At 68.2% G+C, this 14,314-nt stretch carries 12 protein-coding genes; 5 read left to right on the top strand and 7 right to left on the bottom strand.

What is annotated here, in order from left to right:
* A partial coding sequence (locus A5736_RS26515) for a hypothetical protein (RefSeq protein WP_139333051.1) occupies positions 1–251 on the top strand: 251 nt, incomplete at its 5' end.
* 11 nt (positions 252–262) lie between these two features.
* Here A5736_RS26515 and A5736_RS01175 read toward each other — a convergent pair.
* On the bottom strand, positions 263–1,408 hold the full coding sequence (locus A5736_RS01175; RefSeq protein WP_076244056.1) for an AI-2E family transporter: 1,146 nt from the start codon (positions 1,406–1,408) through the stop codon (positions 263–265).
* 168 nt (positions 1,409–1,576) lie between these two features.
* Between A5736_RS01175 and A5736_RS01180 the strand changes: the two genes are divergently transcribed.
* Positions 1,577–2,752, top strand: a complete 1,176-nt coding sequence (locus tag A5736_RS01180) for a YbhN family protein (RefSeq protein WP_076244068.1) — start codon at positions 1,577–1,579, stop codon at positions 2,750–2,752.
* A gap of 8 nt (positions 2,753–2,760) precedes the next feature.
* Here the strand turns inward: A5736_RS01180 and A5736_RS01185 are convergent, their stop codons facing one another.
* Complete coding sequence (locus A5736_RS01185; protein ID WP_076244058.1) at positions 2,761–3,291, bottom strand: hemophore; 531 nt, start codon at positions 3,289–3,291, stop codon at positions 2,761–2,763.
* Positions 3,292–3,612: 321 nt separating this feature from the next.
* On the opposite strand from A5736_RS01185, the gene A5736_RS01190 reads away from it, so the two are divergent.
* The gene (locus A5736_RS01190) at positions 3,613–6,648 is read left to right on the top strand and encodes an efflux RND transporter permease subunit (protein WP_076244069.1); all 3,036 of its coding nucleotides are present in this window, start codon (positions 3,613–3,615) and stop codon (positions 6,646–6,648) included.
* Entirely contained in the window at positions 6,645–7,160 is a 516-nt protein-coding gene (locus tag A5736_RS01195) for a transcriptional regulator (RefSeq protein ID WP_076128349.1), read from the top strand. Before A5736_RS01190 ends, A5736_RS01195 begins: the two co-directional genes overlap by 4 nt.
* Here the strand turns inward: A5736_RS01195 and A5736_RS01200 are convergent, their stop codons facing one another.
* Positions 7,161–7,850, bottom strand: a complete 690-nt coding sequence (locus A5736_RS01200) for a hypothetical protein (RefSeq protein ID WP_076244060.1) — start codon at positions 7,848–7,850, stop codon at positions 7,161–7,163.
* Positions 7,847–8,461 (bottom strand): hypothetical protein, encoded by a 615-nt coding sequence (locus tag A5736_RS01205; RefSeq protein ID WP_076244061.1) that lies wholly within the window; start codon positions 8,459–8,461, stop codon positions 7,847–7,849. The genes A5736_RS01200 and A5736_RS01205 overlap by 4 nt, the downstream gene beginning before the upstream one ends.
* Positions 8,462–8,503: 42 nt before the next feature.
* Here A5736_RS01205 and A5736_RS01210 point away from each other — a divergent pair, with 42 nt between their 5' ends.
* Positions 8,504–10,489 carry a M13 family metallopeptidase gene (locus tag A5736_RS01210; protein WP_076244063.1) on the top strand — a complete coding sequence of 662 codons (1,986 nt, stop codon included), beginning with the start codon at positions 8,504–8,506 and terminating at the stop codon, positions 10,487–10,489.
* On the opposite strand, the gene A5736_RS01215 is transcribed toward A5736_RS01210, so the two are convergent.
* From A5736_RS01215 to A5736_RS01225, 3 genes are all read right to left on the bottom strand, one after another.
* A complete protein-coding gene (locus A5736_RS01215; RefSeq protein WP_076244065.1) occupies positions 10,473–12,728 on the bottom strand; it encodes a molybdopterin-dependent oxidoreductase in 2,256 nt (751 codons plus the stop codon). The two genes, A5736_RS01210 and A5736_RS01215, sit on opposite strands and share 17 nt — an antisense overlap.
* A 15-nt stretch (positions 12,729–12,743) precedes the next feature.
* Positions 12,744–13,322 carry a TetR/AcrR family transcriptional regulator gene (locus A5736_RS01220; protein ID WP_076244066.1) on the bottom strand — a complete coding sequence of 193 codons (579 nt, stop codon included), beginning with the start codon at positions 13,320–13,322 and terminating at the stop codon, positions 12,744–12,746.
* Between the two features lie 96 nt (positions 13,323–13,418).
* The coding region (locus A5736_RS01225) for a L,D-transpeptidase (RefSeq protein ID WP_305800062.1) at positions 13,419–14,314 on the bottom strand (896 nt) is incomplete at its 5' end.

A 14,314-nucleotide genomic window follows, 5' to 3' on the forward strand; every position in this document is an offset into this window, starting at 1 on the left:
TTCGACGGTGGGCCGCTTGCGCTCGTCGGGCAGGTCGATCTCGCCCAGCCCGATGCGGTTCTGCAGGTGTCGGGCCCCCGGTCAGGCGGCCGGAGGCCGACGATTCCGATGCGGCCACCGAGAAGCTGAACGCCCGCGGACAGGGCGATCCCGGCGAGCCGGGCGACAATGGCGACAACTCGCGCCCGCGCCGCCGCGGCGGCGGCGGTCTGTCCGCGCAGGATCTGCTGCGCCGCGAAGGCCGGCTGTAGAACCTCGGCCCTCAGGCCGACTGTTCGTCGGCGCTGTCCGGCTCCGCCTGGACGATGCCCCCGTCCTCGTCCTCCTCGGTCTGCCTCTCGGCCTCGGCGGATGGATCGGGCGCGAGCAGCACCTGCATCGCGTTGTTGAGGAACGCGACCGTCGGCACCGCCAGCAGAGCGCCGACGATTCCCGCGAGCACGCCGCCGGTCGAGATGGCCAGCACCACCGCCAGCGGATGAATGGACACCGCGCGACCCATCACCAGCGGCTGCAGCAAATGGGCTTCGAGTTGGTTGACCGCAATCAGCAAACCCAGGGTGATTAGCGCGTAGACGATCCCCTTGGCCAGCAGGGCGACCACCACGGCCAGCAGGCCCGAGACCAACGCACCGATCAGCGGGATGAACGCGCCCAGGAAAACGATCGACGCCAGCGGCAGCGCGAGCGGGATGCCCATGATCGCCAACCCTGTGCCCACGCCGGCTGCGTCGGTCAGCGCCACCAGGAACGTGGCCCGCACGTAGCCGATCAACGACCCGTATCCGGCGCGGCCGGCCGCCATTACCCGCTGACGGGCGTCGGCCGGGAAGATCTTGATCACGTACTGCCAGATGTTGCGGCCGCCGTAGAGGAAGAAAATCAGCGTGAACAGCACCAACACCGCCGCGGTGACCAGCTCGGTGACAGTGGCGGCCGTGGACAGGGCGCCGCTGGTCAGCTTGGACTGATTGTTGTGCAGCGCCTGGATCGCGGCGTTTCCCGCGTTGTCGATCTGCTCGCCGCGCAGATGCGCGGGCCCTTCGATCAGCCACCTGCGGGTGGAGTCGATGCTGCGCTCCACCTGCTTGGTCAGGTCGGGCAGCCCGTAGATGAACTGGATGATGACGAACGACAGGATGCCGCCCAGGATCGCGAAGCCGCCCAGCAAGACCAGCGCCACCGCGCCACCCCGCGGCAGCCCACGCCGGTCCAGCCAGTCGACCGCCGGCACCAGCAACGCGCTGATCATCAAAGCCAGCAACACCGGGACGACGATGATTTCGAGCTTTTTCACGACCCACAGCAGGGCGACCACCGCGGCCAGGATGACGAGCAAGCGCCAAGACCAGGCCGCGGCCTTGCGGACAAGCGGTTCGACCGCGGCGTCGTCAGGGTTTGCTGGCATTTGGCCAGCCTATCCACCGGGGGCCTTCGCCAAACGCCGCCGCACGCGTCCGCGGGTCGGGCCCGGACCACCCGGGCGGCACGATCCGGTTACGGCCCTAGAACGACCCTGACACGTTCGGAGCTTCGCCTCGATTGTGGCGCCACCTGCACGGTTACCCTGATGCACGTGTCGCCGGACGCACCCGCCCGCAAGGTCGACTTCCCACGCCAAGACACCGCGCGCGGGAAGTACTGGTGGCTGCGCTGGCTGGTGCTCTCCATCGTCGCGGTCGTGCTAGCCGTCGAGATCGCACTCGGATGGGACCAGCTGGCCAAAGCCTGGACGAGCGTCTACGAGGCCAACTGGTGGTGGCTGCTCGCCGCGGTGGCAGCGGCCGCCGCGTCGATGCACAGCTTCGCCCAGATCCAGCGGACGCTGCTGAAATCCGCCGGAGTTCACGTCAAACAACTGCGGTCGGAGGCCGCGTTCTACGCCGCCAACTCGCTGAGCACCACGCTGCCCGGCGGGCCGGTGCTGTCGGCCACCTTCCTGTTCCGTCAGCAGCGGCTCTGGGGCGCCTCGACGGTGGTGGCGTCGTGGCAGCTGGTGATGTCGGGTGTGCTGCAGGCCGTGGGGCTGGCGCTACTCGGCCTCGGCGGCGCGTTCCTGCTCGGCGCGAAGAACAACCCGTTCTCGCTGCTGTTCACGCTCGGCGGCTTCGTCGCGTTGCTGCTGCTCGCCCAGGCGGTGGCGTCGCGGCCGGAGCTGATCGACGGCATCGGCAGCCGGGTCTTGTCGTGGGTCAACTCCATTCGGGGGCGGCCGGCCGACTCCGGTCTGGAGAAGTGGCGCGCGACGCTCATGCAGCTCGAATCGGTGAGCCTGGGCCGCCGCGACTTGGGCGTGGCCTTCGGCTGGTCACTGTTCAACTGGATCGCCGACGTCGCCTGCCTCGGCTTCGCCGCGTATGCGGCGGGCGACCACGCATCGGTGGCCGGCCTGACTGTCGCCTACGCGGCCGCCCGCGCGGTCGGCACGATCCCGCTGATGCCGGGCGGGCTGCTGGTCGTCGAGGCGGTGCTGGTGCCGGGCCTGGTGTCCAGCGGCATGTCGCTGCCCAGTGCCATCTCGGCGATGCTGATCTACCGGTTGATCAGCTGGTTGCTCATCGCCGCGGTCGGCTGGGTGGTGTTCTTCTTCATGTTCCGCACCGAAAACATCGCAGACTCGGACGACGACGAACCGATCACCGGGCCGCTACCCGTCGTGCGGCACCCCGGCGACCCCGCCGCCGACCCGACGGAGACGGCCCTGCAGGGACCGCTGCCGCCGCCCGATCGAGATCCGGAAAGCGGCGCCTAGCCGACCCCTCAGCCGACGTTGTTCGCCCGCGGCGGAACACCCACCGGTCCGCTCGGGGTGCCTATCGTGACGCCCGGCAGCAGGGCGCCGCCCGGCGCGGGCGGGACCGGTCCCGTCGCGGCGGGTGGCCCACCCGTCGCACCCTGGGCCTGCTGCATGAGGCCCATCGCCTGCGGGAGCGTGATCGGCAGCTTGCACTGGGTCGAGACGTTGGTGAGCGGCTGCGCGATGGACGTCATGTCAAGGGCGACCTTGGGGTTGGCCTGGAGGTAGGACTTCATCGAGTCCAGCGATTGCGGGCCGGCCTGCTGCTGCAGCATCGTGGTCATCGCCTGGTTCGTCTCGGGATGCGCGTCCAGGTAGTCGCCCATCGACTTGGAGACCGAACCGATCGTCCGCGCGACTTCACTGGCCGCGCACGGGTCGCTGGCACCGGTCGCCGGCGGCCCCGCCACAACCGCGGCCGCGGCGCACGGCGCGGCGGCCGCGAGCACCACTGCCACGATCCTGCGGCGTCCGGTCGCGGTTGCTGTCCTCATGGATAACTCCTTTGAGTTTGCGAGGTCTCGCGATTTCTGACGCGTCGCAAACCGCTGCGATAGAGGGGCCGATTTCGCCGCGGAGTTCCCCGACCTCCGCGCGGCATGCGACATCCTGCCATCCCCGGTACCGGGGCTGCCAGTCGATGTGACCGACATCCCCGTTGATCACCGATTCACAACGGCTTCGCAGCGTCTTGGCAACTTCGGTGTCTGCGCAGCTCAGGAACCAGATAAGCGGCCGTGCTCCACAGCCTCCTGCGGTATTCTCGCCCTCACGCATTACGCGAGCAGACCGGGGAGACCGAAATCCAGCAGTTCATGATGCGCCTAAGCCGCAGCCTGCGCAGGCACCGCTGGTTGGTCTTCACAGGCTGGTTGCTGGCGTTGGTGCCGGCGGTCTATCTGGCCCTGACGCAGTCGGGAAATCTCACCGGCGGCGGTTTCGAGGTGGCCGGCTCCCAGTCGCTGGCGGTCCACGATCAGCTCGAGGAGCAGTATCACGAGCAGGGGGCGTCATCCCTGGCCCTGGTCGCCGCCCCGCGCCCGGACGCCAGCTACCAAGACATCAACGACGCGGTCGCGCAGCTGCGACAGATCGCCGGTGAGTTCCCCGGCGTCACGGAGGTGCCCAACCCCACCCAGCGGCCGCCGCAACCCGACCGGCCGTATGCGGTGTCGCTGCGGCTGGATTCGCGCAACTCCGGCACCAGCGACATCGCCAAGCAGTTGCGCCAAAAGGTGGGCATCAATGGCGACCAGTCCGGCCAGACCGCGAACGGCCGGGTGCGGCTCTACGTCATCGGGCAGGGCGCGCTCAGCGCCGCCGCGGCGGCAAACACCAAACACGACATCGCCAAGGCCGAACAGTGGAACCTGCCGATCATTCTTATCGTCTTGCTCGCGGTGTTCGGTTCGCTTGCGGCAGCGGCGATTCCGTTGGCCCTGGGCGTCTGCACGGTCGTCGTCACGATGGGCCTGGTCTACCTGTTGTCCGCGTACACGACCATGTCGGTGTTCGTGACGTCGACGGTGTCCATGTTCGGCATCGCGCTTGCCGTGGACTACTCGCTGTTCATTTTGATGCGCTTCCGCGAGGAGCTGCGTACCGGCCGTCAGCCGCGCGAAGCCGTCGATGCCGCGATGGCCACCTCCGGGCTGGCGGTGGTGTTGTCGGGGATGACGGTGATCGCGTCGCTCACCGGCATCTACCTGATCAACACCCCGGCGCTGAAGTCGATGGCCAGCGGGGCGATCCTCGCCGTTGCGGTGGCAATGCTGACGTCGGCGACCCTGACGCCGGCGGTGCTGGCGACCTTCGGCCGTTCGGCCGCCAAGCGCTCGGCCCTGCTGCACTGGTCGCGGCGGCCGGAGAGCACGCAATCGCGGTTCTGGAACCGCTGGGTCGGCTGGGTCATGCGCCGGCCGTGGATGTCGGCGCTGGCGGCCTCGGCCGTCCTGCTGGTCATGGCGGCACCGGCGACATCGATGGTGCTGGGCAATAGCCTGCTGCGCCAATTCGACTATTCCCACGAGATCCGCGCCGGGGTGGGCGCGGCATCCGAAGCGCTCGGACCCGGCGCGCTCGGCCCGGTTCAGGTGCTCGTCACATTTCCCGACGGCAGCGCCTCCGCACCCGAACACGGCCAGGCGCTCGCCGCGATCCGGCAACGAATGGCGCAGGCGCCAAAGGTCATATCGGTGGCGCCGCCGCAGTTCGCCGACGACAACAACAGCGCGTTGCTGTCCGCGGTGTTGTCGGTCGATCCCGAGGACATGAGCGCGCGGCACACCGTCGACTGGATGCGCGCGCAGCTGCCCAAGGAGCAGGGGGCGGCGCGGGTGGACGTCGGTGGTCCGACCGCGTTGATCAAGGATTTCGATGACCGCGTGTCGGCGACCGAGCCCGTGGTGCTGCTCTTCGTCGCGCTCATCGCGTTCGTGATGCTGCTCGTCTCGATCCACTCGGTGTTCTTGGCGCTCAAGGGCGTGCTGATGACGCTGCTGTCCGTCGCCGCCGCCTACGGCAGCCTGGTGATGGTGTTCCAGTGGGGCTGGCTGTCCGACCTCGGGTTCAGCCACATCAGCTCGATCGACAGCACGGTTCCCCCGCTGGTGCTGGCGATGACCTTCGGGTTGTCGATGGACTACGAGATCTTCCTGCTCACCCGCATCCGGGAACGCTTCCTGCGCACCGGAAACACCCGCGACGCGGTGGCGTACGGCGTGAGCACCAGCGCGCGCACGATCACCAGCGCCGCGCTGATCATGATCGCGGTGTTCATCGGCTTCGCGTTCGCGGGCATGCCGCTGGTGGCCGAGATCGGTGTGGCGTGCGCCGTCGCGATCGCGGTGGACGCCACCATCGTCCGGCTGGTCCTGGTGCCCGCGCTGATGGCGATGTTCGCCCAGTGGAACTGGTGGCTGCCCCGGTGGCTGTCCCGCGTCCTGCCGTCGGTGGACTTCGACAGGCCGCTGCCAGAGGTCGACCTGAGTGACATCGTGGTCATCCCCGACGACATCTCGGCGTTGACTGCGCCCAGCGCGGACCTGCGGATGGTCCTCAAGTCGTCGGCGAAACTGAAGCACTTGGCGCCCGACGCCATCTGCGTGGCCGACCCGCTGGCCTTCACCGGGTGCGGGCGCAACGGCAAGGCGACGGAACCCGGTCCCGAACAGGACAGCCGCGGCCGGGGCCCCGGCCAGATCCCCCCCCAGGTCGACATCTGCGACGATGCCGCGGGGATGGTCTCGGCCGATTCGACGGCCGGCACGAACGGCAATTCCAACGGCCCCTTGGGGGCCAAGAAGCTGGTCGGTGGACTGGCGTCACGCAACGGCATCGCCCGGGCGATCGCCGGGGGTGACCGGCCGGTTCATCCGGTAACGCTGTGGCGGGGACGGCTTTCGGTCGCCATCGACGCGCTGGAGACCGACCTCGACGCCGACGCGGGCGAGGCACCTCGCTACGCACGGCGCAGCCCGGTGGAGACCACCAACGTGCAATTGCCCACCGGGGACCGGTTGCTGGTCCCCACCGGTGCGGAGGCGCTGCGCCTCAAGGGCTACCTGATCATGTGCCGTAACAGCAGCCGCGACTACGCCGAATTTGCTGACATGGTGGACACGCTGGAAGCCGAAACCGCCGCGCTGGTCCTGGCCGGAATCGACAGGTATTACTGTTGTCAACCACCGAGGCAGCAATGGATTGCCACCCAGTTGGTCCGTCGGCTCGCAGATCCGCATCCGTCCGATTTCGATGAGCAGTGGACCGAACCAGACGCCAAGGCGGACTGGGAAGAGGTCCGGCAGCGCTGTCTGTCGGTGGCCGTCGCGATGCTGGAGGAGGCGAGGTGACGTTGGCAGCCGACCGACGCCCCACGCCGCCATCTCAGCGGCCGGCCCCTGAACAGCCCAAGCCCGGCGGTGATTCCGAGCAGGCGGTGGAGTTCTGGCCGACCTCGGCCATTCGCTCTGCGCTGCAGGGCGGGGACATCGACACGTGGAAGCGCATCGCCGGCGCGCTCAAGCGCGATCCGTACGGGCGCACGGCCCGTCAGGTCGAGGAAGTCCTCGAGGGCACCCGCCCGTATGGCATCTCCAAGGCGTTGTGGGAGGTCCTCGAGCGCGCCCGCGCCCACCTCGAGGCCAACGAACGCACCGAGGTGGCCCGCCACGTGCGTCTGCTGATCGACCGGTCGGGGCTGGCAGAACAGGAATTCGCCTCCCGCATCGGGGTGGAGCCCGAGGATCTGGCCGCCTATCTCGAGGGCAGCGAGTCCCCGTCGGCCTCGCTGATGATCCGCATTCGTCGCCTGTCGGACCGGTTCGTCAAGGTGAAATCGACCCGATCCGCCGAATCCAACTGATCAGCGGCCGTTGACCGGCACCACGTCGGACACCAGCCAATTGCCGTCGCGCTTGATCAGCGCCACCCGCAGTGCGGGCGCGGCCCGGCTGGGCGGCTGCCCGGGCGTGTTCTGGGTGACCCGAAGGATCACCGCCACGCTGGCAGCCGTCGGGCCGATGGCCTCGACTCCGGCCGCCAGCGTCGAGGCCTGTGCGGTCACGTTGCGCTGAGCCAGATCGGCGCTGGTCTTTTTGTATTGCTCCTTGAACGCGCCGGCCTGCTCGGGCACCATCATCGCCGCGGCCCGATCGATGGAACTCGTCGGCGCGCTCGGGGTGAACGACGCCATCGCCTCCGCCATCCCCGCGGCGACCTGCACCGCCTGCCGCGAGTCCTTCTTGAACTCGCGATCCGACGTCGTCCAGTGCGTGTATCCGGTCAGCACGGCCGCCGTCAGCGCGGCCGCGCACAACAACACGACGGCCAGCCGCAGCCCGGGGGCGTCGTCGTCGGTGCCGACGCTCACCGAATCGCGTCGCAGCAGCCAGAAGTTGACGCCGATGCCCTCGGCGATCAACACCAGCAGCACCGAGCATGCCGACACCCACCACAGCGGCCAGCCCAGGATGACGCCGATCATCAGCAACGCGCCGATTGCGACCAGCGGGGCCACGATGTCGAAAACCAAGAGCCGCCAGAGATTCCTCATCGGATCGACTCCAGCCCGGAAATCATCAGCTTGCCGTCCACATCGGACACCTCGAGCCGCAAATTCCAGTGCACCGTCTGGGGTTTGGCGCCGACGTTCTCGCTGACCGACGTGGCGGCCAGCATCACCGAGTCGGCGCGGCTGGCGAACGGCGGCAACTTGGTGGGCACTACCGGCTTGGGGGCACCGGGCTGGGGATCCAGGTCGTGGCGCACCGTTTCGATCGCAACGGCTTCGATCCGGCCGCTGCTCTGCGACTGCAGCTTTTCCACCACCTGCCGGTAGGGCTGCATGGCCGCGTCGAAGTCGGTATTGAGCTCACCGACCGTGCCGTCGTGCAGCTTCTGCAGGCTGGTGTCGATGTTCTTCGTGTTCATGTTGATCAGCACGCCGGTCCAGTCGGCGGCCGTCTGCATGACGCGGCTCAGGTAGCTGCGTTCGCCCACCTCGTCACGGTGTGCGTTCCAGATGAGCGCGCCGAGTACCACCGCGGCCACCGACAGCAGGCCGATCACGGTCGACGCGATGCCGTACGGAGAAAACATCCCGTCCGCCGCGGGTTCCTCGACGGAATCGTCGTCGGGTGCTTCGGTCTCCTCGGCGTCGGACATGGGCCGATCGTTGCACCCGAAAAGAGATGGAAGGATGGCGGGGTGACAGTAGAGGCCATCCGCTCGGGCATCGACCTGAGCTATGTCGACGAGAATGCCCGCCCCCAGGACGATCTGTTCGGCCACGTCAACGGCCGCTGGCTGGCCGAATACGACATACCTGCCGACCGCGCGACCGACGGCGCTTTCCGCCTGCTCTTCGACCAAGCCGAGGAGCAGGTGCGCGACCTGATCGTCGAAGCGAGCCGAGGCGGCGCGCCGCTCGGCACCGATGCACAACGCATCGGCGACCTCTACGCCAGCTTCCTCGACGAGGAGGCCGTCGAACGGCGGGGAACCCGGCCACTACTCGACGAGCTGGCCATCATCGACGACGCCGCCGACGCCGCGGCGTTGGCCGCCGCCCTCGGCGCCCTGCAGCGCACCGGGGTCGGTGGCGGGGTTGGGCTGTATGTGGATACCGATGCAAAAGACTCGACTCGATACCTGGTGCACGTCAACCAATCCGGCCTCGGATTGCCCGACGAGTCCTACTACCGCGACGAGCAGCACGCCGCGGTACTGGCCGCCTACCCGGGACACATCGCGCGGATGTTCGGGCTGGTGTACGGCGGTGATGCGGCCGACCACGCCGAGACCGCGGCCCGGATCGTGGCGCTGGAGACCAAACTTGCCGCCGCACACTGGGATGTGGTCAAGCGTCGCGACGCCGACCTCACCTACAACCTGCGCACCTTCACCGAGCTACAGACCGAGGGGCCGGGCTTCGATTGGGTCGGCTGGGTGACGGCGCTGGGCGGCACGCCAGAGGCCTTCGCGGAACTTGTTGTGCGCCAACCTGATTACCTCACCGCATTCGCCGCTCTCTGGCATGGCGAAGAACTCGACGACTGGAAGCGCTGGGCGCGGTGGCGGTTGATCCGCGCCCGGGCGGCCTGGCTGACCGACGCCATCGTCGCCGCGGACTTCGACTTCTACGGCCGCCTGCTGACCGGCGCCGAACAGATCCGAGACCGCTGGAAGCGGGCGGTGTCGCTGGTCGAGGGCCTGATGGGCGATGCGGTCGGAAAGCTTTACGTGCAGCGGCATTTCCCGCCGGACGCGAAGGCACGCATCGACGCGCTGGTGAAAAACCTGCAAGAGGCGTACCGGATCAGCATCAGCGAGCTGGACTGGATGACGCCGCAGACCCGCGAGCGCGCGCTGGCCAAGCTGGACAAGTTCACCGCCAAGGTCGGCTACCCGGCGAAGTGGCGCGACTACTCCAAGCTGGTGATCGACCGCGACGACCTCTACGGCAACTACCAGCGCGGCTACGCCGTCAACCATGACCGCGAGCTGGCGAAGCTGGGCGGTCCGGTGGACCGGGACGAATGGTTCATGACGCCGCAGACCGTCAATGCCTACTACAACCCCGGCATGAACGAAATCGTCTTTCCCGCAGCGATTTTGCAGCCCCCATTCTTCGACGCCAGGGCCGACGATGCCGCCAACTACGGCGGGATCGGCGCGGTGATCGGGCACGAGATCGGCCACGGTTTCGACGATCAGGGCGCCAAGTACGACGGCGACGGCAATCTCATCGATTGGTGGACCGACGACGACCGCGCCGAGTTCGGTGCCCGCACCAAGGCGCTCATCGAGCAATACGAGGCGTACACGCCGAGGGGACTCGACGGCGGCCACCACGTGAACGGCGCCTTCACCGTCGGCGAGAACATCGGCGACCTTGGTGGGCTGTCGATCGCGCTGCTCGCTTACCAGCTGTCGCTGAACGGACGGCCCGCTCCGGTCATCGACGGCCTGACCGGCGTGCAGCGGGTGTTCTACGGCTGGGCGCAGGTGTGGCGGACCAAATCCCGTGAGGCGGAAGCGATTCGGCGCCTAGCGGTGGATCCGCACTCCCCGCCGGAGTTCCGGTGCAACGGCGTCATCCGCAACGTGGACGCGTTCTACGACGCCTTCGACGTGACCGAGGACGACGCGTTGTTCCTGGAACCGCAACGTCGGGTCAGGATCTGGAACTGACCCCCGCCATCGCCTCGATCCTGGCGGGCACATGCTTGTGCCACGGCGTGCCGGCGTAGCTGTCACGCCATCGCGTGGACGTGAGCATGTTGGGCGCGATGCCGGGAACGACCGTGTGCCCGTCGTCGTCGATGTAGTCGAGGCCGAAACCGTTGGGCAGGGCCGCATGTCCGGGCAGCATGGTCTCGGCGATTTCGATGGTGGCCTCCGCGTTGCCGGCGGCCGTGCTGACCCGGGCCCGGCCGCCGTCGACGAGCCCTAGGGCCTGGGCGTCCTCCACGCTAACCCGTAACGCCCCGTCGGCGTCGCGTTTGCGCCAGGACGGGTCGCGGAAGATGTCGTTGGCGGTGTAGGCGCGCCGCTCGCCCACCGAGAGCACGATGGGGAACTCCGGCGTGGTCAGCCGCGGCGGTGCCGCGGTCAATGCCACCAAATCGGCCAGCATTTCGGGGATTTCCAGGGCGATCTTGTGATCGGCGTGGCCGATCAGCTCGAAGTCGTCCTCGTAGTTGTGGACGGTGAACGTGATTCCCGACGGGCTGTCGAGGATGGCGTCGAACAGCGCGTTGCCGTCGGCATGGCCGGCGCGACGCACCGCGTCGGGATAGGTCATCGCGGTCTTCTGGGCCAGCCCCCACAGCGCGGCCGCGCCGGCCAGTCCCTCCGGCAGCGTCGGCCCGAGGGTCTCGTAAAGCACATACGGAAGCAACTTCGCCACGGTCGGGTTGGTGGCCATCGCGCCGAGGAACGTCTCGGTGTAGGCCTGGCGCCCGCGCTGCGCGGCCTCGCGCAGGGGGCGCAGGTCCGCCTCGTCGACGACGCCGAGCGCCCGCACCAGGCGCGCCCAGATCTCCGGTTCGGGCAGAGTGCCCGGCAAGGGCTCGAGCAGCGGCCGGCGCAACTGAAAGCCGTTGTGCGGGAACTCGAAATTGAAGAACGTGGCCTCGGGCTTTTCGAACTGGGAGGCCGCGGGCAGCACGTAGTGGGCCAGCCTGGCGGTCTCGGTCATCGCGACGTCGACGACCACCATCAGCTCCAGGCTCTGGAATGCCTCCCGGCACGCGGCCGAGTCGGCCAGCGAGTGGGCGGGGTTTCCGCTTTCGACGATCATCGCCCGGAATCGGTCCGGGTGATCGGTCAAAATCTCTTCGGGCACCGCATTGGCCGGGATCAGTCCGGCAATGATGGGTGCGCCGGTGACGGGAGTGCGGCCCGAGACCGTGCTGAACAGGGGTGCGAACGACGAATGCAGGTGCTGGCCACCCTTTTTCGCGAAATTGCCGGTGAGGATCCACAGCATCTTGTTCAGATAGGAGCACAGCGTGCTGTTGGGCCCCTGCTGGATGCCGAGGTCCTCGAACACGGCGACGCTGTCCGCGGCCGCGATGCGGCGCGCGGCCGCCCGAAGCAGCTCCTCGTCCACCCCGCAGCGCTGAGCGTAGTCGGCGACCGGGACCTCGCGCAGCGCGCTCCGCACGGCCTCGACTCCGCGCACGTGTTCCGCGAGAAACGCTTCGTCGCAAAGGTTTTCCTGGACCAGGACGCCGGCCAGGGCGGCCAGGCACCACGCATCGGTGCCGGGCCGCACCCGCAGGTGGAAGTCGGACATCTTCGCGGTGTCGGTGAGCACGGGATCGATCACGATCATCGACCGGTTCGGGTCTTTGGCGATCTCGTTGAGCACCACCCGGGCCCGGGGAAAGCTCTGTGACATCCAGGGGTTCTTGCCGACGAACACCGACACCTCGGCGTGCTCGAACTCGCCTCGCGTGTGACCGCCGTACAGCTGCGCGTCGACCCACGCTTCACCGGTCTTCTCCTGCGCCAACGCATTTGACCGATACCGCGACCCCAGCGCCTTCAGGAACGCGCCGCTATAGGCGCCGCCCAGGTGGTTGCCCTGCCCGCCGCCGCCGTAATAGAAGATCTTGTCACCGCCGTAGGTATCGCGGATGTGCTTGAACCCCTCGGCGATCTCGACAATGGCTGTGTCCCAGTCGATCTCCTCGAAGGTTCCGTCGGGACGGCGACGCATCGGAGACGTCAGGCGAGCGCGGTTGTTCTGGTAATGATCCAGTCGCAGCGCCTTGTTGCAGGTGTAGCCCTGCGACCCGGGATGCTCCTTGTCGCCGCGGATGCGCGCCAATGTGCGGTCCTCGACCTGCACGACGATGCCGCAGTTGCATTCGCAGAGAATGCATGCGGTGGGCTTCCATTCACCGGTCTTGTTGGCGGTCACTGCGGGTTCCCTTCTCTAGGTCTCGGCGCCCTCGGCCACCAGCAGGTTGCGCAGCTGGCGGTGCACGGCATCAAGCGGTGTCAGGTCGCGGCGCACGCGGGCCAGCACGATCGCACCCTCGAGCGCGGCCGTCGCCGTCATCGCCAGGTCGCGGGCGCGGTCCGGCGCAATGCCGTCGCTGATGAAGCGCTGCGCTATCAGGTCGTTCCAGCGGTCGAACACCGCGGCGGCGCGCTCGACCACCGGCGCCATGCGGTCGCGGTCCTGCTCGTCACCGGCTTCGACCGAGACGGCGACGATCGGGCATCCGGCGCGGAAATCGCTGTCGAGCAGCTGGCGTCGATACGTGTCGATCAGCGTGTCCAATAATTCGCTGCTGCTGTCCGGCTGGCTGATGAGGGCTACGACATGCTCGCCGGCGAAATCGACCGCCTCGCAGAGCAGTTGGGTCCGCCCGCCCGGGAAGTAGTGATAGGCCGAGCCGCGGGGCGCCCCGCTGTGCTCGAGGACGTCGGAGATCGCGGTGGCGTGCGCGCCGCGTTCCCTGATCAACAGCGCGGCGGAGACAACCATCCGCTCGCGGGGGCTTCGCATATGTATGATGCTATACATAACCGCCGGGCAAACGGAAGCCCCGCGAGCTGGGGCACTCCCCCAGAGGGGGACTGCTCGGTCCAGCCCCGCGAGCAGTTAGTTCATCCAGTCGGCGGAGCCGTCGTTCTTTTTGTAGTCGCCGCCGCTCGAGTTCTTCACGATGATCGGGTCACCGGCGCCGAAGTTGTCGAAGAACCACCTCGCGTTGGCGGGGCTGATGTTGATGCAGCCGTGGCTGACGTCGCGCTTGCCCTGGTCGTCCACCGACCAGGGGGCGCTATGCACGAAGTCGCCAACGTTGTCGAACCGGACGGCGAGTTCGACGGTCACCTTGTAGCCGTACGTCGAGTTGACCGGGACCCCGTAGGTCGACGAATCCATCACCACCGACGGCATCTTCTCCTGCACGTAGTACGTGCCGTTGGGAGTTTGGTGGTTGCCGGACGTCATGCCCATCGACATCGGGATGGTCTTCTCCACTGTGCCGTTGCGGGTCACGGTCAACTGGTGCGTGGCGTCGTCGGCGGTGGCGATCAGCGTGTCACCGGTGTGGAAGGTCGACACCGTGCCGCCCGCGTCGACGGTCACGGCGGTGTGTGCGGGCCAGAAGCTCAGCGGGCGCCACCGCAGCTGAGTGGGCGTCATCCAGTAGAACTTGCCGGGGACCGGTGGGACGGACGACACGTGCACGGCGTTGATCGCCGCGCCGGCGTCGTCGACCCGTCCGGGGAAGTTGATGATGATCGGCTGACCGACCCCCACCGTCGAGCCGCCGGCGGGCAGGATCTTCGGAGGCCCGAACGGCGCGGTGCCGGTGAACGGCGTCGGGTCCTGCCCGGCGGCTGCGGCCGCGGGTTGCGCGAACGGCGGCGGCGGAGCCAGCGGGTTGGGCGGCGGGGGCGCGAGCGGATCGCCGGGCGGCGGAGGCGGCGGAGGCGCCACCAACGGCGGCGGGCCTGGCGGGTCCGCGGGCGCGGCGACCACACCGGGGT

This window comes from Mycobacterium sp. SP-6446 (genome assembly GCF_001954045.1).
In the GTDB taxonomy this organism is placed as follows: domain Bacteria; phylum Actinomycetota; class Actinomycetes; order Mycobacteriales; family Mycobacteriaceae; genus Mycobacterium.